At 68.9% G+C, this 23,031-nt stretch carries 23 protein-coding genes; 11 read left to right on the top strand and 12 right to left on the bottom strand.

What is annotated here, in order from left to right; genetic code table 11:
* From C8N38_RS00255 to C8N38_RS00245, 3 genes are read left to right on the top strand one after another with little or no spacing between them, the layout of a single operon-like run.
* Positions 1-1,653: a nitrite/sulfite reductase gene (locus C8N38_RS00255; protein WP_108022777.1), complete on the top strand. Its 1,653-nt coding sequence runs from the start codon at positions 1-3 to the stop codon at positions 1,651-1,653.
* On the top strand, positions 1,643-2,389 hold the full coding sequence (locus C8N38_RS00250) for a phosphoadenylyl-sulfate reductase (protein WP_108022776.1): 747 nt from the start codon (positions 1,643-1,645) through the stop codon (positions 2,387-2,389). Before C8N38_RS00255 ends, C8N38_RS00250 begins: the two co-directional genes overlap by 11 nt.
* Positions 2,386-2,808 carry a DUF934 domain-containing protein gene (locus tag C8N38_RS00245; RefSeq protein WP_108022775.1) on the top strand — a complete coding sequence of 141 codons (423 nt, stop codon included), beginning with the start codon at positions 2,386-2,388 and terminating at the stop codon, positions 2,806-2,808. The genes C8N38_RS00250 and C8N38_RS00245 overlap by 4 nt, the downstream gene beginning before the upstream one ends.
* A 7-nt stretch (positions 2,809-2,815) precedes the next feature.
* Here the strand turns inward: C8N38_RS00245 and C8N38_RS00240 are convergent, their stop codons facing one another.
* Complete coding sequence (locus C8N38_RS00240) at positions 2,816-4,639, bottom strand: divergent polysaccharide deacetylase family protein (RefSeq protein WP_146176205.1); 1,824 nt, start codon at positions 4,637-4,639, stop codon at positions 2,816-2,818.
* 156 nt (positions 4,640-4,795) lie between these two features.
* On the opposite strand from C8N38_RS00240, the gene C8N38_RS00235 reads away from it, so the two are divergent.
* The 6 genes from C8N38_RS00235 (at position 4,796) to lexA (ending at position 9,611) form a co-directional block, all read left to right on the top strand.
* Positions 4,796-5,377, top strand: coding sequence for an anthranilate synthase component II (locus C8N38_RS00235; RefSeq protein ID WP_108022773.1), 582 nt, complete (start codon positions 4,796-4,798; stop codon positions 5,375-5,377).
* The gene (gene trpD, locus C8N38_RS00230; protein ID WP_075785696.1) at positions 5,374-6,393 is read left to right on the top strand and encodes an anthranilate phosphoribosyltransferase; all 1,020 of its coding nucleotides are present in this window, start codon (positions 5,374-5,376) and stop codon (positions 6,391-6,393) included. The genes C8N38_RS00235 and trpD overlap by 4 nt, the downstream gene beginning before the upstream one ends.
* Positions 6,390-7,199 (top strand): indole-3-glycerol phosphate synthase TrpC, encoded by an 810-nt coding sequence (gene trpC, locus C8N38_RS00225; RefSeq protein ID WP_108022772.1) that lies wholly within the window; start codon positions 6,390-6,392, stop codon positions 7,197-7,199. The genes trpD and trpC overlap by 4 nt, the downstream gene beginning before the upstream one ends.
* Positions 7,199-7,678: a cyclic pyranopterin monophosphate synthase MoaC gene (gene moaC, locus C8N38_RS00220; RefSeq protein ID WP_108022770.1), complete on the top strand. Its 480-nt coding sequence runs from the start codon at positions 7,199-7,201 to the stop codon at positions 7,676-7,678. The genes trpC and moaC overlap by 1 nt, the downstream gene beginning before the upstream one ends.
* Positions 7,675-8,850: a molybdopterin molybdotransferase MoeA gene (locus C8N38_RS00215; protein ID WP_108022768.1), complete on the top strand. Its 1,176-nt coding sequence runs from the start codon at positions 7,675-7,677 to the stop codon at positions 8,848-8,850. The genes moaC and C8N38_RS00215 overlap by 4 nt, the downstream gene beginning before the upstream one ends.
* 68 nt (positions 8,851-8,918) lie before the next feature.
* Positions 8,919-9,611, top strand: a complete 693-nt coding sequence (lexA, locus tag C8N38_RS00210) for a transcriptional repressor LexA (protein ID WP_108023660.1) — start codon at positions 8,919-8,921, stop codon at positions 9,609-9,611.
* Here the strand turns inward: lexA and C8N38_RS00205 are convergent.
* Positions 9,605-11,710, bottom strand: coding sequence for a ComEC/Rec2 family competence protein (locus tag C8N38_RS00205; RefSeq protein WP_342750277.1), 2,106 nt, complete (start codon positions 11,708-11,710; stop codon positions 9,605-9,607). The two genes, lexA and C8N38_RS00205, sit on opposite strands and share 7 nt — an antisense overlap.
* An 86-nt stretch (positions 11,711-11,796) precedes the next feature.
* On the opposite strand from C8N38_RS00205, the gene gltX reads away from it, so the two are divergent.
* Both gltX and gltA read left to right on the top strand, forming a co-directional pair.
* Positions 11,797-13,200, top strand: a complete 1,404-nt coding sequence (gene gltX / locus C8N38_RS00200) for a glutamate--tRNA ligase (RefSeq protein ID WP_425440004.1) — start codon at positions 11,797-11,799, stop codon at positions 13,198-13,200.
* Between the two features lie 87 nt (positions 13,201-13,287).
* Positions 13,288-14,586: a citrate synthase gene (gltA, locus tag C8N38_RS00195; RefSeq protein WP_108022764.1), complete on the top strand. Its 1,299-nt coding sequence runs from the start codon at positions 13,288-13,290 to the stop codon at positions 14,584-14,586.
* Positions 14,587-14,688: 102 nt separating this feature from the next.
* Here gltA and C8N38_RS00190 read toward each other — a convergent pair whose 3' ends face one another.
* From C8N38_RS00190 to C8N38_RS00145, 10 genes are all read right to left on the bottom strand, one after another.
* Positions 14,689-14,877, bottom strand: coding sequence for a hypothetical protein (locus C8N38_RS00190; RefSeq protein ID WP_108022762.1), 189 nt, complete (start codon positions 14,875-14,877; stop codon positions 14,689-14,691).
* Between the two features lie 116 nt (positions 14,878-14,993).
* Positions 14,994-15,773, bottom strand: coding sequence for an enoyl-CoA hydratase-related protein (locus C8N38_RS00185; RefSeq protein ID WP_108022761.1), 780 nt, complete (start codon positions 15,771-15,773; stop codon positions 14,994-14,996).
* An 81-nt stretch (positions 15,774-15,854) separates the two neighbouring features.
* A complete protein-coding gene (locus C8N38_RS00180) occupies positions 15,855-16,334 on the bottom strand; it encodes a cytochrome c-type biogenesis protein (protein WP_245895463.1) in 480 nt (159 codons plus the stop codon).
* Positions 16,335-16,342: 8 nt separating this feature from the next.
* Positions 16,343-18,322 (bottom strand): heme lyase CcmF/NrfE family subunit, encoded by a 1,980-nt coding sequence (locus C8N38_RS00175; RefSeq protein ID WP_108022757.1) that lies wholly within the window; start codon positions 18,320-18,322, stop codon positions 16,343-16,345.
* A gap of 120 nt (positions 18,323-18,442) precedes the next feature.
* Positions 18,443-19,006: a holin family protein gene (locus tag C8N38_RS00170; protein ID WP_215731061.1), complete on the bottom strand. Its 564-nt coding sequence runs from the start codon at positions 19,004-19,006 to the stop codon at positions 18,443-18,445.
* Positions 18,997-19,608 carry a holin-associated N-acetylmuramidase gene (locus C8N38_RS00165; RefSeq protein WP_108022755.1) on the bottom strand — a complete coding sequence of 204 codons (612 nt, stop codon included), beginning with the start codon at positions 19,606-19,608 and terminating at the stop codon, positions 18,997-18,999. Before C8N38_RS00165 ends, C8N38_RS00170 begins: the two co-directional genes overlap by 10 nt.
* A gap of 66 nt (positions 19,609-19,674) precedes the next feature.
* Entirely contained in the window at positions 19,675-20,136 is a 462-nt protein-coding gene (gene ccmE / locus C8N38_RS00160; RefSeq protein WP_108022753.1) for a cytochrome c maturation protein CcmE, read from the bottom strand.
* Positions 20,137-20,149: 13 nt separating this feature from the next.
* Positions 20,150-21,178, bottom strand: a complete 1,029-nt coding sequence (gene argC / locus C8N38_RS00155; protein ID WP_108022751.1) for an N-acetyl-gamma-glutamyl-phosphate reductase — start codon at positions 21,176-21,178, stop codon at positions 20,150-20,152.
* A 54-nt stretch (positions 21,179-21,232) separates the two neighbouring features.
* Positions 21,233-22,045 carry a glutamate racemase gene (locus C8N38_RS00150; protein ID WP_108022749.1) on the bottom strand — a complete coding sequence of 271 codons (813 nt, stop codon included), beginning with the start codon at positions 22,043-22,045 and terminating at the stop codon, positions 21,233-21,235.
* A 4-nt stretch (positions 22,046-22,049) separates the two neighbouring features.
* Positions 22,050-22,922, bottom strand: a complete 873-nt coding sequence (locus C8N38_RS00145; RefSeq protein WP_108022747.1) for a lysophospholipid acyltransferase family protein — start codon at positions 22,920-22,922, stop codon at positions 22,050-22,052.
* Positions 22,923-23,031 lie beyond the last annotated feature (109 nt).

The raw sequence follows: 23,031 nt of genomic DNA, 5'->3' as shown, positions 1-23,031 counted from the left end.
ATGTACGCCTATTCCGATTTCGACGAGAGTTTCGTGCGCAACCGCGTGCGCCAGTTCCGCGATCAGGTCGAGCGCCGGATCGACGGCCGCCTCAGCGAGGACGAGTTCAAGCCGCTGCGGCTGATGAACGGGCTTTACCTGCAGCTTCACGCCTACATGCTGCGCGTGGCCATTCCCTATGGCACGCTCGACGCGCGCCAGATGCGCCAGCTTGCGACGATCTCGGAGCGCTGGGATCGCGGCTATGGCCATTTCACCACCCGCCAGAACATCCAGTTCAACTGGCCCAAGCTGCGCGATGTGCCCGACATGCTGGATGCGCTGGCCGATGTCGGCATGCATGCGATCCAGACCTCGGGCAATTGCGTGCGCAACGTCACCTCGGACCATTTCGCGGGGGCCGCCGCCGACGAGATCGCCGATCCGCGCCCCTATGCCGAACTGTTGCGGCAATGGTCGAGCGACCATCCCGAGTTCCAGTACCTGCCGCGCAAGTTCAAGATCGCAATCACCGGCGCCACCGCCGACCGCGCCGTGACGCGCGCCCATGATATCGGGCTGCGCGTCGTCGCGCGGGACGGCGCCGTGGGGTTCGAGGTCAGCGTCGGCGGCGGGCTCGGCCGCACCCCGATGATCGGCCGCGTCATCCGCGACTTCCTGCCCGAGGCCGATCTGGTGCCCTATGTCGAGGCGGTGCTGGGCGTCTACAACCAGCTTGGCAGGCGCGACAACAAGTACAAGGCCCGGATCAAGATCGCAGTCCACGAGATGGGGCTTGATACCATCCGCGATCTGGTCGAGGCCCGCTTTGCCGAGACCCGGTCCGAATTTCCCGGCGCCGAAGCCGCCCTGGCCGAGATCCGCGCGGCCTTCCGCGCCCCCGATTTCCGCGCGGGCGGTACCGCGATCCCGTCGGGCAGCCCGGCGTTCCGGGCCTGGACGGATACGAACCTTGCCCCGCACCGGCGCGAGGATCACGCCATCGTCACCGTCTCGCTGAAGACGCCCGGGCAGCAGCCGGGCGATGCCAGCGCCGATCAGATGCGGGCGATCGCCGATCTGGCCGAGACCTATGGTTATGACGAGATCCGGATCAGCCACCGCCAGAACGTGATCCTGCCCCATGTCCGCAAGGACGACCTGCCCGCGGTCTTCGAGGCGCTGGCGGCGGCCGGGCTGGCGGCGGCCAATGCCGGGCTGATCTCGGACATCATCGCCTGCCCGGGGATGGACTATTGCGCGCTGGCGACGGCCCGCTCGATCCCCGTCGCGCAGGAGATCGCGGTGCTGTTCGAGACCCTCGATCTGGCCCATGAGGTCGGCCCGCTCCGGCTGAACGTCTCGGGCTGCATCAATGCCTGCGGCCATCACCATGTGGCCGATATCGGCATTCTCGGGCTCGAACGCGCGGGCGTCGAGACCTATCAGATCACGCTGGGGGGCGATCCGACCGAACGGATCGCCATCGGCGAGCGCACCGGTCCCGGCTTTGCCGCGGACGAGATCGTCGGTGCGGTGGAACGTATCGTGACGGCCTATCTGGAGCTTCGCGACAGCGCGGACGAGACCTTTGCCGAAGCCTATCGGCGGCTGGGGCTCGCGCCGTTCCAGAAGGCGCTTTATTCCGAGGAGAGCAGGGAAAATGCGGCCTGAAAACGGGTTCGAACGGGCAGAGACCCGGCTTGCGGCGCTGAACCGGCGCCTGGACGGCGCGACGCCGCAAGAGGTGCTGGCCGAGGCGGCCGACCGCTTCGCCGGGCAACTGGCGCTGGTGTCGTCCTTCGGGGCGGAATCGGTCGTGCTTCTGCACATGGTGGCCGAACTCGACCCCGGCCTGCCGGTGCTGTTTCTGGAAACCGAGATGCTGTTCCCCGAGACGCTGGCCTATCAGCGCGAGGTCGCGGACCTGCTGGGGCTGACCGGCGTTCGGCTGCTGCACCCCGACACCGAGGCGATCGAGCTGCACGACCCGGCGGGCGATCTGCACCGCAGCGATCCCGATCTCTGCTGCCATCTGCGCAAGACCGAACCGCTGGAGAGCGCGCTTGCGGGCTTCGGCGCCTGGGTCACCGGGCGCAAGCGGCACCAGACCCGCGAGCGCCAGGCGATGCATGTCTGCGAGACCGACGAGGCCGGGCGGGTCAAGATCAACCCGCTGCATGGCTGGGGCCGCGAGGATGTGGCCGCCTATATCGACCGTCACGACCTGCCCCGGCATCCGCTGGTGTCGCGCGGCTATCCGTCGATCGGCTGCGCGCCCTGCACCAGCCGCGTCGCTCCGGGCGAGGACCCGCGCGCGGGCCGCTGGCGCGGTCAGGACAAGCAGGAATGCGGCATCCATCTGGTCAATGGCCGCTTCGTGCGGATGGGGGCGGAGGACGTGGCATGAGCGACCGGGTCCTGATCACCGATGCGGGCTTCGGCCCCGTCGATCCGGCCGAGCGCTACCTGGACTTCGCCGATCTCGAGGCGGCACCCGGGGCGCTGCGGGTCGATCTCGGCCCCGAGACCGACCCGGCCACGCTGACCCCGCATCTGGCGCAGATCCAGACCATCCGCATCGCCTTTCCGGCAGTATCGGACGGGCGCGGGTTCACGCTGGCGCGGACGCTCCGGCGGATGGGCTTTGCCGGGCGGCTCCGTGCTGCCGGGCAGCTGATCCCCGAGCAATATCCGATGGCGCGGGCCTGCGGCTTCGACGAGGTCGAGATCGACGCGGCCCGCGCACAGCGCCAGCCCGAGGCCGACTGGCGCGCGGCCGCAGGGCGGCAGGGTTATCTCGCGCGGTTGCGGCGCCCGGCCGCCTGATCCGGGATCAGGGCAGGCGCAGCACAGCCGACAGCGGGGCCAGTGCCACCTCGCCCGGCCCCGATTGCAGCGCCCAGGAAAAAAGCGCGGTCACGGTCTCGGGGCGGCTGTGACCGACCAGCACCGCCTGCCCGGTCTGGCGCGCCTCGAACACCGCACGGTCCAGCATCCGGCGCATGGTCTCGGTGTTCTGCCCCTCGGCATCGAGGGTCTGGAAGACCGTCGCCTCGGGCACGCCCGCCCGGTCGGCGGCGCGGGCCGCAGCGTTCAGACCCTCGTCGCGCGTGACGATCCCGTGACCGGTTTCGGCCAGTACGCCCAGAACCGCATCGGTCAGGACGCGATCCTCCTGAAACCCGTCCGTGCCGGGGTCGAGCACGGCAACACCGCTGCCGATCAGCCCAAGCGCGCGGTTCAGCCGGGCGGCGGCCTCGGCAGGCGGCAGATCCGACAGTCCGCTGGCCAGCAGCGCGACCTCATAGCCCGCCCGGTGGAAATCGGCGGCGGCCTCGGCGGCGCCGGGCATCGCCGGGTCGATCGCGAAGGTCACCGGAAAGGGGAAGGTCAGCAAAGCCCGGCGGTCGAGCCCTGCCGCGCCGACATCGACCAGCACCAGCGACAGAAGCGGCGCCCCGGGCGGCGGATCGAAGGCCACGGCATTCCGCGCCAGCGCACCCAGCGGCGCCGGGGCGGCGGCCCGATCCTGCGCCCGTTCCCCCGGCCGGTCGTCCGGCGCGGGACCCGTCGCCGCGCCTTGCTCGCTCGGGGCCGTGGCGTCCACGCCCGGAACCGTGCCGAGCGTCGGCAGCGGAGCGACCGGGGTCAAGTCGCCCGGGGGCTCTCCGGGCGCATCGGCGGCCCCGGCGCCGGGCGGCGGCAGGATGCGGGGCGCTGCATTTCCGGAGGCAGGCCCCGTGTCAGGCCCCGTGTCAGGCACGGAGTCAGGCTCGGGCTGGGGCAAAGTATTCGCCGCATCGCCGTCCCGATCAGCGGGCAAGCCGGCACCGGGAATGGCCGGAGCGGCCTCCGGCTTTGTCCCGGTCGCTGTCCCAGTCGCTATTCCAGTCGCTGTCCCGGTCGCAGGTGCGGTCGTCGTCCCAGTCTGCATCCCGGTCGCGGGATGGCCATCGGACCGTGCCTCGGGGGCGGGCGGCGTGGCCGGTTCGGGCGCGGCGGGGCTGCGCAGGGCGGCACCGGCGGGCGCGGGCTCTTCGGCGCCGAGGTCGGTCCCGGCCCCAAGATCGACGGCCGCATCGGGAGCCTCGGGCGGGGTCATCGTCTCGGGTATCGCTGAGACCGGGGCGGGGGCCGCCGCGGGCGCGGTGTCGGGCAGCGGCGCCTCGGCGACGGCGGCGGGGGCCGGGGCGCCCATCGCCGGGGTCTCGCGCAGGGTCTCTTCGCGCTCGGGCAGGGTCGCCTCGGTCTCGGGCCGGGGACGGTTGAATTCGGACCCCGGCGGCAGGTCGATATCGGTGGTCGGATCGGTGGCGGGCAGCCCCCCGGGCCCGGACGGCGCCGCGGGCCGCGCCGCCGGGGCCGGAACCGCGGCAGGCGCGGCTTCGGGTTCGGGGGCGGCGGGCGCGCCGCTTTCGGGGATGGCCGAGAACCGCGGGGCGGGCGCCTCGCCCGGCTGCGTGGGCTCAGGAGCGGGCGCAGGGTCTCGCACAGGGTCTCTGACGGGGTCTCTCACGGGGGCGGGCACCGAAGCGGTCCCGGCGCCGGGACCAGGACCGGACGGCGGCACCGCGACCGCCAGCGCCGCCAGCCCCAGACCGCTGGCCGCAGCACCCCAGAGAAAGCCGCGAATGCCGCTGGAAAAAACCCTGCCCATGCCTCGTACCTCCGACCTCGCGACGGCCTGCCCGGGCCGCCCTGTCCGATGCGGGACCCTTTGCCCCGCCGCCGCCCCTTGACCGGGGCGCGTCGCTCTGAGCATGTATAGCCCGACCCGCGACCCGGTTCATCCCCTTTCGCGAAGGCGCTGACCATGCTGCTCTTGATCGACAATTACGACAGTTTCACCTATAATCTGGTGCACTATCTCGGGGAACTCGGCGCCGAGACGAAGGTCGTCCGCAACGATGCCCTGAACGTGCAGGAGGCGATGGGGCTGCGGCCGTCCGCGATCCTGTTGTCGCCCGGCCCCTGCGATCCGGCCCAGGCCGGGATCTGCCTGCCCCTGACCCGCGCCGCGGCCGAGACCGGCATACCGCTGATGGGCGTCTGCCTCGGCCACCAGACCATCGGCGAGGCGTTCGGCGGCAAGGTGGTGCGCGCGGCCGAGATCGTGCATGGCAAGATGGGCTCGATCGAGCATGACGGGTCGGGCGTCTTCGCGGGCCTGCCCTCGCCCTTCAAGGCGACCCGGTATCATTCGCTGATCGTCGAGCGCGCCAGCCTGCCCGACTGCCTGATCGCCAATGCCTGGCTGGAAGACGGAACCATCATGGGGCTGCGCCACCGCGAGCTGCCGATCCACGGGGTGCAGTTCCACCCCGAAAGCATCGCCTCGGAGCATGGCCATGCCCTGTTGAAGACGTTCCTCGACACCGTGAAGGAACCCGCATGAGCGACGCGCTGAAACCGCTGATCGGCCTTGCCGCCGACCGCCCCCTGACCCGGGACGAGGCCGAGACCGCCTTCGAGGCGCTGTTCGAGGGCGAGGCGACGCCAAGCCAGATCGGCGGTCTGCTGATGGCGCTGCGCACCCGGGGCGAGACGGTCGACGAATATGCCGCCGCCGCGAAGGTCATGCGCTCGAAATGCCGGAAGGTGACCGCGCCCGAGGGCGCCATCGACATCGTCGGCACCGGCGGTGACGGCAAGGGCACGTTGAACATCTCGACCGCGACCGCCTTCGTGGTGGCGGGCGCGGGCGTGCCGGTGGCCAAGCACGGCAACCGCAACCTGTCGTCGAAATCGGGCGCGGCGGATGCGATGACCCATATGGGCATCAACGTGATGGTCGGCGCCGATGTCGTCGAAACCGCGCTGAGGGAGGTCGGCATCGGCTTCATGATGGCGCCGATGCACCATCCGGCCATGGCCCATGTCGGCCCGACCCGGGCCGAGCTGGGCACCCGGACGATCTTCAACATCCTCGGCCCGCTGACCAACCCCGCCGGGGTCACGCGCCAGCTGACCGGCGCCTTTTCCAAGGCACTTCTGCGCCCCATGGCCGAGACGCTCGACCGGCTCGGCACCGAAGTCGCCTGGCTGGTGCATGGCGGCGACGGCACCGACGAGTTGTCGATCGCGGGGATCAGCCATGTCGCGATGCTGGAGGAAGGCACCATCACCGAGCGCGAGCTGCATCCCGAAGAAGCGGGCCTGCCGGTCCATCCCTTCGAGGCCATCATCGGCGGCACGCCCGATCACAACGCCCGCGCCTTCGCGGCGCTTCTCGACGGCGAGGCCTCGGCCTATCGCGACGCCGTGCTGCTGAACGCGGCCGCCGCTCTGGTGGTGGCGGGCCGGGTCACGACGCTGCGCGAGGGCGTCGAGCGGGCACAGGACAGCATCGACAGCGGCGCGGCCAAAAGCAAGGTCGAGGGCCTCGCCCGGATCACATCGGAGGCCGCATGACCGAGACCATTCTGGACCGCATCAAGGCCTACAAGCTGGAAGAGGTCGCCGCCGACAAGGCCACGCGGCCGCTGGCGGATGTCGAGGCGGCGGCACGCGCCGCCCCGGCCGTGCGCGGCTTTGCCGAGGCGCTGCACCGGGCGGCGCTGACGGGCTACGGGCTGATCGCGGAAATCAAGAAGGCCAGCCCGTCGAAGGGGCTGATCCGGCCCGATTTCGACCCGCCCGCGCTGGCGCGTGCCTATGAGGCAGGCGGCGCGGCCTGCCTGTCGGTGCTGACCGACACGCCCTCGTTTCAGGGGGCCAAGCCGTTCCTGACCGAGGCCCGCGCGGCGGTGAAGCTGCCAGTGCTGCGCAAGGATTTCCTCTACGATACCTATCAGGTGGCCGAGGCCCGGGCGCTGGGCGCCGACTGTATCCTGATCATCATGGCCAGCGTGTCTGACGCCCAGGCGGCCGAGCTGGAAGAGGCCGCGACTTCCTGGGGGATGGATGCGTTGATCGAGGTTCATGACGCCGATGAACTGGACCGCGCGGCCAAGCTGAAATCGGCTCTGATCGGCATCAACAACCGCAATCTGAAGTCGTTCGAGACCAGCCTCGACACCACCAGGCAGCTGGCCAAGCGGGTGCCCGAAGGCCGCCAGATCGTCAGCGAATCCGGGCTCAACACCCCGGCCGATCTGGCGCAGATGGCGATGTACGGCGTGCGCAGCTTCCTGATCGGCGAAAGCCTGATGCGTCAGGAGGATGTCGCCGCCGCGACCCGCAAGCTGCTGGCCAACCCGGCGATGGGCGCGCATTGATGCCCGAGCTGACCCATTTCGACGCCGAAGGCCGCGCCCATATGGTCGATGTCTCGGACAAGTCCGAGACCGCGCGGCTGGCGGTGGCGACGGGATGGGTCCGGATGGCCCCCGAAACCCTGGCGCTGATCCGCGCGGGCAGCGCGAAGAAAGGCGACGTGATCGGGGTCGCGCGGCTCGCGGGCATCATGGGGGCCAAGAAGACCTCGGATCTGATCCCGCTGTGCCATCCGCTGCCGATCACCCGGGTCGCGGTCGATCTGACGCCCGACGAGAGCCTGCCGGGCCTTCGTATCGAGGCCACGGTCAAGACCGCCGGGCGCACCGGGGTCGAGATGGAGGCGCTGACCGCGGTCAGTACGGCGGCACTGACGGTCTATGACATGCTCAAGGCCGCCGAGAAGGGCATGGAAATCGGCGGCATCCGGCTGAAGCTGAAAGAGGGCGGCAAGTCGGGCCGCTACGAGGCCTCCGAATGATCTCGGTCGACGCGGCGCTGGGCCATGTCTTCGACCTGATCGCGCCGCTGCCCGTCGAGGAGGTGCCGCTGGCCGAGGCCGCGGGCCGCGTACTGGCCCGCCCGGTCGCCGCGCGCCGCAGCCAGCCGCCCTTTGCGGCATCGGCGATGGACGGCTATGCGATCCGCGAGGAAGACGCCCGCCCGGGCGCGGCGCTGCGCGTCGAGGGCGAGGCCGCCGCCGGTCAGGGCTGGCCGGGCACGGTGGCGCCGGGGCAGGCGGTGCGGATCTTCACCGGCGCGCCCTTGCCCGCGGGCGCCGACCGCGTCGTCATTCAGGAAGACGTGACCCGCGAGGGCGACCGGATCGTGCTGGGCGCGGGCTTCGATCACGGCACCAATATCCGCGCGGCGGGCGGCGATTTCCGGCAAGGCGACATGCTGACCGCCCCGCGCCGTCTGGGTCCCGCCGATCTGGCGCTGGCGGCCGCGATGAACCTGCCCGCCCTGCCCGTCCACCGCCGCCCGGAGGTCGCGCTGATCGCGACCGGCGACGAGCTGGTGATGCCGGGCGAAACCCCGGGCCCCGACCAGATCGTGGCCGCGAACGGCTTCGGGCTGAAGGCGCTGATCGAGGCCGAGGGCGGCATCGCGCGGCTGCTGCCCATCGCGCGCGACAGCGAGGCCTCGCTGCGATCCGTCTTCGCCCTGGCCGAGGGCGCCGATCTGGTGGTGACCATCGGCGGCGCCTCGGTCGGCGATCACGACATCGTCGGCAAGGTCGCGGCCGATCTCGGTATGGCGCCGGCCTTCTACAAGGTCGCGATGCGGCCCGGAAAGCCGGTGATGGCGGGCCGTCTGGGCGGGGCCGCGATGATCGGCCTGCCCGGCAACCCGGTCTCGGCCATGGTCTGCGGCCATGTCTTCCTGCGGCCTGCGCTTCGGGCCTTTCAGGGCCTGCCCAAGGCGGCGCTGCCGGCCGCGCGCGCGCCGCTGGCCACAGATCTCGAGGCCAACGGACCGCGCACCCATTTCCTGCGCGCGCGGCTGACACCCGAGGGCCTCTTGCCCTTCGAGCGGCAGGACAGCGCGCTGCTGTCGGTGCTGGCCGAGGCCGATGCGCTGCTGATCCGTCCGGCGGACGACGGGCCACAGCCCGCAGGGGCTCTGGCGGAATACTTGACGTTGCGGTAACTAAAGCTTGACACAAAACGTGAACATGTCTAGAACAGGAGAGAACGGCTTCCTGTGGGGGGATGGACATGTTGACTCGCAAGCAACTGGATCTTCTTGAATTCATTCATAAAAGGATGCAGCGCGACGGTGTTCCGCCGTCCTTCGACGAGATGAAGGAAGCGCTGGATCTGCGGTCCAAATCGGGCATTCACCGACTGATCACGGCGCTGGAGGAACGCGGATTCATCCGCCGTCTGGCCCATCGCGCCCGCGCCATCGAGATCGTCAAGCTGCCCGAGGCGCTGGAGGCCAGGGGCTTCCGCCCGGTGGTCATCGACGGCGACCGCCCCGAGACGCCGCCCCCATCGGGTGCGATGGATGTCACGCCCGTCCATGCGCTGGAACTGCCGGTGATGGGCCGGATCGCGGCGGGCACGCCGATCGAGGCGATTTCCGAGGTGTCGCATACGGTGGCTGTGCCGGGCTCGATGCTGTCGGGCCGGGGGCGGCATTACGCGCTGGAGGTCAAGGGCGACTCGATGATCGAGGCCGGGATCAACGATGGCGATGTGGTGGTCATTCGCGAACAGAACACGGCCGAGAACGGCGAGATCGTGGTGGCGCTGGTCGAGGGCCATGAGGCGACGCTGAAGCGGTTCCGCCGCAAGGGCGAGATGATCGCGCTCGAAGCCGCGAACCCGGCCTATGAGACCCGCATCCTGCGATCCGATCAGGTCAAGGTGCAGGGACGTCTGGTCGGGCTGATCCGCAGCTACTGAGCCCAGAGCCGGTCGCCCGCCACGCCGCGGGCGGTGACAAGGCGCGGGCCGTCCGCGCCGGGAAACAACGCCAGCGCCCCGGTCCGGGCCAGCGCCGCGCGGTCGAAGATCCGGCACCCCGCAGGCGGATCGTCGACATATTGCGGCACCACCACCCAGCCCCGCATGCAGGCGGGCGCGATCCGCTCGGCCCAGCCGCGCCCGGTGATCAGCGTCACCCGCTGCCCGGCCACCGTAGCCTCCTGTTCGCCACGCGCGCCGTTCAACCCCGGCCGGGCGAAGGCCATGGCCTGATCGGCTCGGTCGCCGTCGTTTTCCAGCCAGCTCAGCGCGACGAAGCCCTCGCCCGAGGGTTTCGACAGCGCCCGGCCCTCCGGGCCCATCGCCCCCATCAACCCGCCGCTGTCGGCAATCAGCAGTGCGGGGCGCTCGACCGCCGACCAGAGCGCGAAAGCCGCGAGGATCGGCACCAGCCCCAGCGCCCGGGCGCGGCCCGTCCAGAGCATGACAAAAAGCGCCCCGACCGCGATCAGCGGCAGCACGGCCGGCCCCGGCGCGGGCACGGGCCAGACCGCGCCGTCAAGCCCCGCCACGCGCTCGGCCACCCAGAGGATCCAGGCAATGCCCCAGCGCATCGGCTCGAGCCCCAGCACCGCCAGCCCGAAGGGCGCGAGACAGGCGGCGGCGACCGCGGCGGGCATCACCAGAAGCCCCATCAGCGGCACCGAGGCCAGATTGGCGATCAGCCCGAATTGCGAGACCTGGTTGAAATGCGCGGCCCCGAAGGGTGCGGTCGCGGCCCCCGCCACCGCCGAGGAGATCACCACCGCCAGCGCGCCTTGCGCCCAGCGGGGCGGGCGCCAGCGGTCGGCGGGGCGGTCGCGCAGCGCGGCAAAGACCGCGATCAGCGCCGTCGTCGCGGCAAAGGACATCTGGAAGCCGGCCTGGGTCAGGCTTTCGGGGGTCAGGACCAGCACGATCAGCGCGGCCAGCGCCACCGCGCGCAACGTCAGCGCCCGGCGGTCGGCCATCACCGCGCCAAGCACGACCGCGACCATGATGAAGGCACGCTCGGTCGCGACATTGCCGCCCGAGAGCGCCAGATAGACCGCGCCGACCGCCAGCGCCCCCGCCGCCGCGATCTTCTTGATCGGCAGGCGCAGCGCCAGCCGCGGCCAGAGCGCCAGCGCAAAGCGCAGCGCGGCGAACACGACCCCGGTCAGCAACCCCATATGCAGCCCCGAGATCGCCAGCAGATGCGCGAGGTTCGAGTCGCGCAGCGCCTGGATCGTGTCGCGCGACATGGCCGAGCGGTCGCCGGTCAGGATCGCCGCCGCGAACGCGCCCTGATCGCCCGGAATGCGCGCCCGAAGCGCGTCCGACAGCGCCATCCGCATGCGGTGCACCAGAAGCGTGGCGCCGCCCTCGGGCGGGCTCAGCGTCACCGCCGGGCTGTTGGCATAGCCCACCGCCCCGATCTGCTGGAACCAGGCATGGCGGCGGAAATCGAAGCCGCCGGGCTCGGCCGGGGCGCCCGGCGGTGACAAATGCGCCATCATCGCGATCCGGGCGCCGGGCGGCGGCGCCGTCACCCCGCCCTCGCCATGCAGCGCCACGCGCAACCGGCGGGGCGTCTGGTCGGGGGGCACGCGCTCGATCCAGACCTGATCGAGCGTGATCCGCGGCGCGTCCGAGATCGAGCGGTCCAGAACCAGCACCCGGCCCTCGAGCGCGCCATAGACGCGGTGGTCGAGCTTGGGCGCCGCGACCAGATGGGCGCGGGCCCCTGCCAGCGCCGTCCCGCCCGCAACCAGCGCCAGCGCGATCAGGAGAGGCCCCCACAGCTCGGGCAGGCGGCGCGCGGCCAGGGCCAGCACGGCAGCGGCCCCGGCGCAGGCCCAGAGCGCCCAGACCGGCGGCTCGGTTTTCTGCAGGAAATACAGCCCGATGCCCAGCGACAGGAAGACCGGCGTCCAGGGAAAGAGATGGCCGCGCCGGGCCTCGACCGACGCCAGCATCGCCGACGCCGCCAAGGCCAGCGCCCGCGCCAGCTGTGCCGGTCCCGCAAGGCCGACCGGCCCGGTCAGCAGAAGCCCCACCGCTTGTCCTCTCCGCAGCGATCTCCTAGACAGACAGGGACGCTATCTCCACCATGGTGAATAAAAGGTTAAGGCTCATGACCGACATGTCGGACGGCCCTGTCGTTACCCGTTTCGCGCCCTCGCCGACCGGGTACCTGCATATCGGCGGCGCGCGCACGGCGCTGTTCAACTGGCTTTTCGCGCGCGGCCGGGGCGGTCGCTTCCTGCTGCGGATCGAGGATACCGACCGCGCCCGCTCGACCCCCGAGGCGACGGCCGCGATCCTGAAGGGGCTGACCTGGCTGGGGCTCGACTGGGACGGCGAGGCCATCAGCCAGTTCGAACGTGCGCCCCGCCATGCCGAGGTGGCCCGCGCGATGCTGGACAACGGCACCGCCTACAAGTGCTTCGCAACGCAGGCCGAGATCGAGGCCTTTCGCGAGGCGGCGCGCGCCGAGGGCCGCTCGACGCTTTTCCAGAGCCCCTGGCGCGACGCCGATCCGGCGACCCATCCTGACGCGCCCTATGTGATCCGGCTGAAGGCCCCACGCGAGGGCGCGACGGTGATCGCGGACAAGGTGCAGGGCGACGTGAAGATCGGCAACGACCAGCTTGACGACATGGTGATGCTGCGCTCGGACGGCACGCCCACCTACATGCTGGCGGTGGTGGTCGACGATCACGACATGGGCGTGACCCATGTGATCCGGGGCGACGATCACCTCAACAACGCGGCCCGGCAGATGCAGATCTATCACGCCATGGGCTGGCCGGTGCCGGTCTGGGCGCATATCCCGCTGATCCACGGGCCCGATGGCAAGAAGCTGTCGAAGCGACACGGCGCGCTGGGGGTCGAGGAATACCAGGCGATGGGCTATCCGGCGGCCGCGATGCGCAACTATCTGGCCCGGCTCGGCTGGTCGCACGGGGATGACGAGTTCTTCGACGACGCCCAGGCCAAGGAATGGTTCAGCCTTGAAGGAATCGGCCGCTCTCCCGCGCGGCTCGACTTCAAGAAGCTTGAAAACCTCTCGGGTCAGCATATCGCGGCGGCGGAGGATGCCGCGCTGCTGCGCGAAGTTCAGGCTTTTCTGGCCGCAACTGACGGACCGTCCCTGACGGAAGAACAGATAGCCGGTCTGGCGCGCGCCCTGCCCTTCCTCAAGCAATCCGCGAAGACCTTCCCCCAACTCGTTGAAAAGGCGTATTTCGTTCTGGGAGAGCGTCCCTTCGAGCCGGATCAGAAAGCAGCAAAATCGCTGGATGATGTATCCCGTGGTATACTGGGAGAATTGACGCCGCATCTGCAAAATGCTAGCTGGACGCGTGACGCCCTTGAGGCGGCCGTGACCGGGGTGGCAGAGGCCCATGGGCTGACCCTCGGGAAACTGGCCCCGCCCCTGCGCGCCGCACTTGCCGGGCGGACGGTTACGCCCAGCGTCTTTGACATGATGCTTGTCATCGGCCGGGACGAGACGCTCGCCCGGCTGGCTGACACCCAGGGCTGAGGCACCGCCGCCGAAAGCCCCCTGCACGCCACCGTCCGGAGCCGCGATCAGGGAGCGCGGCCCGGTATCTCAAGAAGAGGGACTTTCATGGCTGACAGCAAGAAATCCGCAACGCTGACTCTGGGTGACACATCGGTCGAGCTGCCGGTGCTGAGCCCGACGGCCGGGCCGGACGTCGTCGATATCCGCAAGCTCTACGGCCAGATGGGGATCTTTACCCACGATCCGGGCTTCACCTCGACCTCGTCCTGCGAAAGCTCGATCACCTTCATCGACGGAGACAAGGGCGAGCTGCTGCATCGCGGCTATCCCATCGACCAGCTTGCCGAGAAATCCCACTTTCTCGAGGTCTGCTTCCTGCTGCTGTACGGCGAACTGCCCACCGCCGCCCAGCTGGAAGACTTCGAGAACCGCGTGACCCGCCACACCATGGTGCATGAACAGATGCACCGCTTCTTCACCGGGTTCCGCCGCGACGCGCATCCGATGGCGGTCATGGTGGCCGTGGTCGGCGCCATGTCGGCCTTCTACCACGACTCGACCGACATCTCGGACCCCTGGCAGCGCGAGGTCGCCTCGATCCGGCTGATCGCCAAGGTCCCGACGATCGCCGCGATGGCCTACAAGTATTCGATCGGCCAGCCCTTCATCTATCCGCGCAACGATCTGGACTATGCCTCGAACTTCCTGCGCATGTGCTTTGCGGTGCCCTGCGAGGAATATGAGGTCGACCCGATCCTGACCCGCGCGATGGACCGGATCCTGACGCTGCACGCCGACCACGAACAGAACGCCTCGACCTCGACGGTGCGTCTGGCCTCGTCGTCGGGCGCGAACCCGTTCGCCTGCATTGCGGCCGGCATCGCCTGCCTCTGGGGCCCGGCCCATGGCGGCGCCAACCAGGCCTGTCTGGAGATGCTGCGCGAGATCGGCACCGTCGACCGGATCCCGGAATTCATCGCCCGCGCCAAGGACAAGAACGATCCGTTCCGCCTGATGGGCTTCGGCCACAGGGTCTACAAGAATTTCGACCCGCGCGCAAAAGTGATGAAGCAATCCGCCGACGAGGTGCTGGAGCTTCTGGGCATCGAGAACAACGAGACCCTGAAAGTCGCGATGGAGCTTGAGAAGATCGCGCTGGAGGACGAGTATTTCGTCTCGAAGAAACTCTACCCGAACGTCGATTTCTATTCGGGCATCATTCTCGACGCGATGGGCTTCCCGACCTCGATGTTCACGCCGATCTTCGCGGTCAGCCGCACCGTCGGCTGGATTTCCCAGTGGAAGGAAATGATCGGCGATCCGGCGATGAAGATCGGCCGTCCGCGCCAGCTTTATACCGGCGCCACCCGCCGCGACTACGTGGATGTCGAAGACCGGCGCTGATCGCCCCGGCCGTCACCGAAACACCGGACCCGCAGGCCGATGCCTGCGGGTCCGTTTCATTTCGGGTTCATCTCGGGGCGCCGGACGCCCGGCAGGGTCCGGTTACTTGGTCAGGATACCCGCACCGGCCCCAATCGCGGCACTGGTCCCCACATCGTTGCCGGTCGCTGCACCAACGCCCGCGCCCAGCACGCCGCCGGTCAGTGCGCGTTCGCCGTAGCTTTCGCCGCACCCCGCCAGCAAGGCGGCGCCAAGAAGCGAAGCGGCGGTGATCGTATGAAGACGGGTCATGGCGGATCCTTTCCCTTGGGTCATTTGCCTTGCCCAACGCACGGCTTGCCCGTCCCGTTCCATCGCCGCACGGAGCCGGGCCTCGCCTCGGCAAGGACCGGCCGATCACCCCCGTCTCAGCAGCCCTCGAACCGGGCCTTGCGCTTTTCGAGAAAGGCCAGCACGCCCTCCTTGAAGTCGCGCGAGGCACCGCAGCGGCCCTGCAGTTCGGCCTCCAGCGACAGCTGGGTCTCGAAATCGTTCGAGACCGAGCGCCGCAGCGCGGTCTTGAGATTGGCGTAAGCCACGGTCGGCCCCGAGGCCAGCTGCGCCGCCCGGGCGCGCCAGTGGGCCTCGAACCCGTCCTCGGGCACGGCCTCCCAGATCATGCCCCACTCGGCCGCCTGACGCGCCGGGACGGGTTCGGCGAAAAGGGCCGCCCCCATCGCGCGGGCAAAGCCCACCTGCCGGGGCAACCAGTAGGTGCCGCCCGCATCGGGGATCAGCCCGATGCGGGTAAAGGCCTGCACGAAAACCGCAGCCTCGGAGGCGATGACCACATCGGCGGCCAGCGCCAGATTGGCCCCGGCCCCGGCGGCGGCGCCATTGACCGCCGCGATCACCGGCACCGGACAGTCGATGATGGCGTTCAGCATCGGTTCGTATTCGTCCCGCAGCGTGCGCTCGATGTCGATATTGGCGATGTTGGCACCGTCGCCCAGGTCCTGGCCGGAACAGAAGGCCCGGCCCGCGCCGGTCAGCACCACGACGCGGGCCGCCTGCCCCGCCGAGCGCATCGCATGGGTGATCTCGGCCCGCATCTGCGCGCTGAGCGCATTCATCACCTCGGGCCGGTTCAGCGTCACCACCGCCAGCCCGTTCGTGCAGTCAAATCCGATGGTCTTGTAATCCGTCACGGCAGCATCCTCCCCTTGCCCGGTCTCCGGTCAGACTAGCGGCAGCGCGCCCGGGGAAAAGGGAGACGCGAGGTCAGCGCCTCACTTGCCGAGGACCTCTTTCAGCCGCGCCTCTTCCTCGGGGCTCAGCGCCTCCGAGCCCGCATCGCGCCCGGCCCGGCGTCCGCGAATGTAGAAAACGGCCGCGCCCAGCCCCAGTACCAGCATCAGCGGCCCGGCGATGTACAGCACGAGGTTCGAGCCGGTGGCGGTGGGTTTCAGCAGGACGTATTCGCCATAGCGGTCGACCAGATAGTCGACGACCTCGGCATCGCTGTCGCCCGCCGCGATCCGCTCGCGCACCAGGATCCGAAGGTCGCGCGCCAGATCGGCGTTGGAATCGTCGATGCTTTCGTTGCGGCAGACGAGACAGCGGATGCCCTTCGAGATATCGCGGGCGCGGGCCTCTTCGGCCGGGTCGGCCAGCATCTCGTTCGGTTCGACCGCCTTCAGCGGCCCGCTTAGCAACGGGGTCAGGCTCAGGGCCAGCAGAAGGGCAGAGATCAGCGCGGGACGGGGCATCGGCATCCTCATTCGGCGGGCTGGGGCAGCACGGGGCCGCGATCCTTGCGCGCCCCGGCGGCGACGCGGACCCGGCGATCGGAAAGGCTGAGAAGCCCGCCCAGCGCCATCACGATGGCCCCCATCCAGATCCAGTTGGCGAAGGGCTTGATATAGGTGCGCACCGCCCAGCCGCCGTCCTGCTGCGGATCGCCGATGGCGACATAAAGATCGCGCAGAAACCCGCCGTCGATGGCCGCCTCGGTCGTGGGCATGCCCGCGACCGGGTAGACCCGCTTTTCGGGATGCATTTCTGCGATCTGCTTGTCGCCGCGCCAGACGCTCATGGTGGCGGTGGTCGAGATGTAGTTCGGGCCTTCCAGCTTCTGCACCCGGTCCAGCTGGAAGCCGTAGCCGCCCAGGTCATAGCGCTCGCCGATCTGGGCCACGCGAATGTCTTCCTGGTTCCAGGCCAGCATCGCGGAAATGCCGATCATGGTGATACCGAGCCCGGCATGCGCGACCGCCTTGCCCCAGTCGGCGCGCGGCAGCCGCGTCAGCCGGCCAAGCCGCGCCGCCGTCCCCGCACGTCCGGCCCGCAGCCAGAGGTCGACCGCCGACCCGGCGATCAACCAGGCACCCAGCGCCACGCCGATGGGCCCAAGCGCGCTGTGTCCGGTCTGCATCGCCCAGACAAGTGCCCCCAGCGCCACTGCCAGCACCAGCGCGGGCAGCACCGGCCCTGCCGCGCGGGCAAGTCGCGCCCGCTTCCAGGGCAGGATCGAGCCCAGCGGCAGCAGGATCGCCAGCACCACCATGAAGGGCGTGAAGGCCATGTTGAAGAAGGGTGCGCCGACCGACAGCTTGCGGTCGAAGGCCATCTCGGCCACCAGCGGCCAGATCGTGCCGACGAAGACCACCAGCGCCGCGACCGCCAGCAGGATGTTGTTGAAGACCAGCGCCGATTCCCGGCTGACCGTCCCGAACACACCCTTGGCCTGCATCGCGCTGGCCCGCACCGAGAACAGCGTCAGCGCGCCGCCCATGAAAACCAGCAGGATCATCAGCAGGAAGACGCCCCGCTCGGGGTCGTTGGCGAAGGCATGCACGGACGTGATGATGCCCGACCGGGTGATGAAGGCACCGACCAGCGAGAAGCCGAAGGCGATGATCGACAGCAGGATCGTCCAGCTTTTCAGCGCCTCGCGCTTTTCGACGACGATGGCCGAATGCAGCAGGGCGGCGGCGATCAGCCAGGGCATGAACGAGGCGTTCTCGACCGGGTCCCAGAACCAGAAGCCGCCCCAGCCCAGTTCGTAATAGGCCCACCAGGACCCCAGCGCGATGCCGACCGTCAGGCAGATCCAGGCCGCGAGCGTCCAGGGCCTGACCCAGCGCCCCCAGGCGGCATCGACCCGGCCCTCGATCAGGGCCGCGACCGCGAAGGAGAAGCAGATCGAAAGCCCGACATAGCCGAGGTAGAGGAAGGGCGGATGGAAGGCCAACCCCGGATCCTGCAGCAGCGGGTTCAGGTCCTGCCCGTCGAAGGGCGCCTCGGCCAGCCGGTCGAAGGGGTTCGAGGTGAACAGGATGAAGGCGTAGAAGGCCGCGCCGATGGCCGCCTGCACCGCCAGCACCCTTGCCTTGAGGGTCGGTGGCAGCCCGCCCCCGAACCAGGCCGCGAGCGCGCCGTAAAGCGCCACGATCAGCACCCAGAGCAGCATCGAGCCCTCGTGGTTCCCCCAGACGCCCGACACCTTGTAAAGCATGGGCTTGAGCGTGTGCGAGTTCTCGACCACGACCCTCAGCGAGAAATCCGAGACCACGAAGGCGTAGGTCAGCACCCCGAAGCTGAAGGCGGTCAGCAGGAACTGCGCCATGGCGGCCGGTTCGGCCATGGCCATCCAGCCGCTCCAGCCCTTGTGGGCACCGATCAGGGGAACGATCGCCTGCACCAGGGCAATGGCGAAGGCGAGGGCGAGGGCGAAGTGGCCGAGCTCGATAACCATGCCGTTCTCATACCCGCCCGGCGCCCCTGCGCCAATGGATTTCGCGTCGCGGGGCCGAGACGTTTACGCAATCGTGAGCCCGGCCGCGCCGGGCGCAGTCGTCCCGTGATCAGCTCTCGATTACCTCTCGCGCCACGCCTCGAGCGCCGGATTGGCTCCCTGCGAGACCGCCACGGCGTCGGAATCGCTCCGGGCGGTGCGGATCGCGACCGCCTCTTCGGACAGGTCGCGCAGATGCTGGAGGTTGCGCGCCACCTGCGGCGCCATCGCCATGGTCTCGGCGATGGAACGCTGAAAATCCTGCCCCTTGGCCTGATACCGGGCCCCGAAGTAGAAGCTGATGATCGCGCCCATCAGCCACCAGAGCGGCTCGGGCACCAGCGCCATTCCCTGCATCCGGGCGGCGAACCAAACCGGGTCGACCATCGCCGAAATCGCCAGCCCGACCGTGCCCAGCGCCAGCAGCGGCCGGGGCAGCCGGTTCGCCCCGTCGATCAGCGCATCGAAAAGCGTCTGGCGCGGCTGGGCGAATTCACGGGCGAATTCCTCCAGCACGGCGCGCTGCAATTCCAGATCGCGCTTGTCAGCTGCCTCGGCATTGACCCGGAACACCTCGGCCGCCTCGCGCACCACATTGGGCCCGCCCGAGAAGAGCATGCCGAGGGCTGCATTCATCATCCCCATCGCGCGGTCCTTTCCCGATGTTCGTCGTCGCTGAGATGATAGCGCGCCGAGATGAATTCCTCGGCCCGCAGGATCCAGCCGCCCTTGCCGCCATCTCGCCGGCAGGCGAACCTGCGGCTCGCCGGGCGGCGGTCGGCCAGGGCGTAATAATAGTTGCGCCGGGCGATGCCGTAGGCGTCGGCGATATGGTCCGGCGCCGCCTCCGCAGCCGTCTTCGCGGCACGCGCCGTCTCGGGCCCGACGACGCCGTCGATCCCGCAGGGCTGGCCCATGTCGTTCAGCAATTGCTGCAACAGCCGCACCGCATTGGCGCCCGCGTTGACATACATGTCGAAGACCGAAGGATGCAGCAGGTCCGGAAGGGCGTCGAGTTTCGGCCGCCGGAAATAGTGATCGACATAGATCGCCACCGCCTGCTCGGCACTCAGCATGCGCACATCCGCGATGTCGACCAGCCCGTCTCCGGTCAGGTCGAGCCTCAGCCGGCGCAGCGTGTCCAGCGTGACCCCGTGATTCGTCGGACCGCCCGGGTCGTCGGGATCGTTCACAAAGCCGCCTTCGCGCAGGACGATTTCCCGCGCGAGGTCTTCCACCGTTTTCATGAGAGCTTCTCCCCCGCTTCGCGTCGGAACCGGGGGAATTTGGATCGAAGGCGGTTAGCGTGAGGCTCAGCTGCCGTTCGCGCCCTCAACGGACGGGTCACGATAGACGCCCTGTTCCTTCAGCGCGTCGACCACTTCCTTGGGCATGTAGCTTTCATCATGCTTGGCGAGGATCTCTCGCGCTTCGAAGACGCCGTCGACCAGCCGCCCGGTGCCGACCATGCCCTGGTTTTCCTTGAACAGGTCGGGCAGCACGCCGGTATAGGTCACAGGCACGCTGGCGCCGCCATCGGTGACGTTGAAGCGAATGGTCTCGCCCTGACCGCGTTTCAGGCTGCCCGCCTCGACCAGACCGCCGATGCGGAAGGTCTCGGTCGGCGGCGGCGGAGCCTCGGTCACCTGGCTCGGCGAGCGGAAGAAGTTGATGCCGTCGCGCATCGCATAGCCGATCAGCCCGGTCGAAAGCACCAGCGCCGCAAAGGCCAGTAGGATGATCTGTATCCGCCGTCTCTTCTTCAGTCCGCGCATCTTGCGTTCTCCCTCAGGGGAAGCAGGGGGCCAGCATCAGGCCGGTTTCCTCGGCGATCCCGAGCATCAGGTTGGCGTTCTGCAGCGCCTGCCCCGACGAGCCCTTGGTCAGGTTGTCGAGCGCCGCGATCACCATGGCCCGGCCCGGTTTCCGGTCGCCCACCACCCCGATATGGACGAAGTTCGAGCCCCGGATATGCCGGGTCGAGGGGTGGTCTCCGAAGGGCAGGACCTCGATGAAGGTCTCATCCGCATAGGCCTTTGCCAAGGTGGCATGAACGACCTCGGCCTCGCCGCGCACGTAGACGGTGGCGAGAATCCCCCGGTTCGCGGGGATCAGGTGGGGCGTGAACTGAACCTCGACCGGCCGCCCGGCGATCTTCGAGAATTCCTGGTCGAACTCGCCCAGATGCCGGTGGGTGCCGCCCGCCGAATAGGCGTGAAAGCCTTCCGACAGTTCGGCATGCAGCAGGTTTTCCTTCAGCGACCGGCCCGCGCCGGACACCCCGGCCTTGAGGTCGATCACGATCTCGTCAAGGTCGATGACACCCGCCTCGATCAGCGGCCTCAGCGCATATTGCCCGGTCGCCGCGTTGCAGCCTGTGCCCGCCACCAGCCGTCCGGCGCGGATCTCGTCACGGTAGAATTCGGTCAGGCCGTAGACGGCCTCTTTCTGCAGATCGAGCGCGGCATGGGGCTTGCCATACCATTTCTCGTAGGCAGCCGGGTCGCGCAGCCGGAAATCGGCCGACAGATCGACGATCTTCAGATCGCGGGGCAATTCCTTGATCACCGCCTGGCTGGTCGCATGCGGCAGCGCGCAGAAGGCCAGATCGACGACGGAAAAGTCGATCTCCTCGATTTTCACCAGATCGGGCAGGTCGAGGTGGCGCAGATGCGGAAACACCGACGCCATCGGCATCCCCGCCTTGCGTTCGCCCGACAGCGCCACGATGCGAAGTTCGGGATGGGTGGCGATCAGCCGGACAAGTTCTGCCCCGGTATAGCCCGAGGCGCCCAGAATGGCGACGGAATGGGTCATGGGTCTTCCTGCGATGTCGAAGGGGTATGTAGAGGCAGAGGCGCCCGCCCGCAATCACGCGGCGCGGAATTCGATGCGTCGTCGCAGGAATTGCGTGGCCTTGTCCGACACGAAGCCCGGATCGCCCGTGGTCAGGAACATCGAGGCGTCCCCCGGCCCCCGCATCCCGGGATGCCGGCCCAGATAGTCGGCAAGGCTTTCCGCCACCAGATTGGCCTGGGAATAGACCTTGACGTCCGCGCCCAGCGCCTCCTGGAAGGCCCCCTGCAACAGCGGGTAATGGGTGCAGCCGAGGATCGCGGCCTCGGGATGGGGCATCCGCCGCTTCAGCGCCTCGACATGGGACCGCACCAGCGCCTCGGCCAGCATCTCGTCCCCCGCCTCGATGGCATCGACAAGCCCGCCGCAGGGCTGGGCCTCGACATCGACGCCGATGGCGCGGAAGGCCAGTTCGCGCTGGAAGGCGCGGCTGGCCACGGTGGCGGGCGTCGCGAACAGCGCCACATGCTTGACCGCGACCTCGCGCGGCGGAGAGTTGTCGCCCCATTGCCGTTCGGTCAGCGCCTCGATCAGCGGCACGAAGACCCCCAGCACGCGCTTGTCCTTCGGCACCCAGCTTTCCTGCATCCGCCGAAGTGCTGCGGCCGAGGCCGTGTTGCAGGCGAGAATCGCCAGATCGCAGCCCGCATCGAACAATCGCGAGACCGCCGCGGTGGTCAGCTTGTAGACATCCTCGGCATCGCGGATGCCGTAGGGCGCATGGGCGTTGTCGCCGAAATAGACGAAGGGCACATCGGGCAGTCGACGCGATACCGCATCCAGCACCGTCAGACCGCCAAGCCCGGAATCGAAGACACCAACCGCCATGCTCTCATGCCCTGCGTTTGTGATCGAACTCGTAGCCGTATGCGAGCGACTTCAGAGGCCGTGGAGACAACTCATAGGTGGAGTTGCGGAGGAAATCCATCATCGCTTTGGCATCCTGCCCAAGGGCATTCAGACGCGCCCGGTCGATCGGGCGGCCGATCGCGACCCGCACGGGTTCGTCCACCCGCGAGCGGAACTCCTTCAGCAGCAGCGCCAGCCGCAGCGTCTCGTGCAGATGGCTGGCCAGCTGGAACAGCAGCGAATTGTGGCCGTCGAAGAAGATCGGCACCACTGTCGCATCGGATTTCGCCACCATCTTCGCGGTGAAGCTGCGCCAGCCCGGGTCCATCGGCGGCCCCATCGGCCGAAGCGCGGTCGATACCGTCCCGCCCGGAAAGACCCCGATGGCGCCCCCCTCGGCCAGATAGCTCAGCGCCGCCTTGCGGGTCGCTAGGTTCTCCTGCATCGCGGCCTTGGTTTCGTCGAAACTGACAGGCAGGATCACCCGGTTCAGCGCCTCGGCCTTGCGAAAGACCGAATTCGCCAGAATGCGGAAATCGCCCCGCACCCGCGCGAGGATCAGCCCCATCATCAGCCCGTCGAGAATGCCGTAGGGGTGGTTTGCGATCAGGATCAGCGGACCGTTGGCGGGAATGTCCGAAAGGCTGCCCTGCACCACGTCGAGGCTAAGCCCGTAGCGGTCGACCATGACCTCCCAGAAGTTCCGGCCGCGTTCGACCTCGACCTCGTAGCCCTCGGCCCGGCGGATCAGCGAAATGCGCCCCGTGGCATTTTCCAAAACCCGGATCAGGGCCTTGCCGCCCTTGGTCCGGGCCGAACTCGAATAGCTGATGTCGCGCGCGACCTGGCCCCGCATGGGCGTTCCCCGAAGCTCTCCGGCGCCGGGCCGGGTGGCCTGTGGAGCTACACCAAAACCCGCGCACAGAAAAGAAATATCGGCGTCGCAGGGGCCGCCGGACTCGGAT

Source organism: Rhodovulum kholense (assembly GCF_003053725.1).
Taxonomy (GTDB): Bacteria; Pseudomonadota; Alphaproteobacteria; order Rhodobacterales; family Rhodobacteraceae; genus Rhodovulum; species Rhodovulum kholense.
Note: the sequence above shows the minus strand (reverse complement) of the source record. Positions and strands in the feature narration are given on the sequence as shown.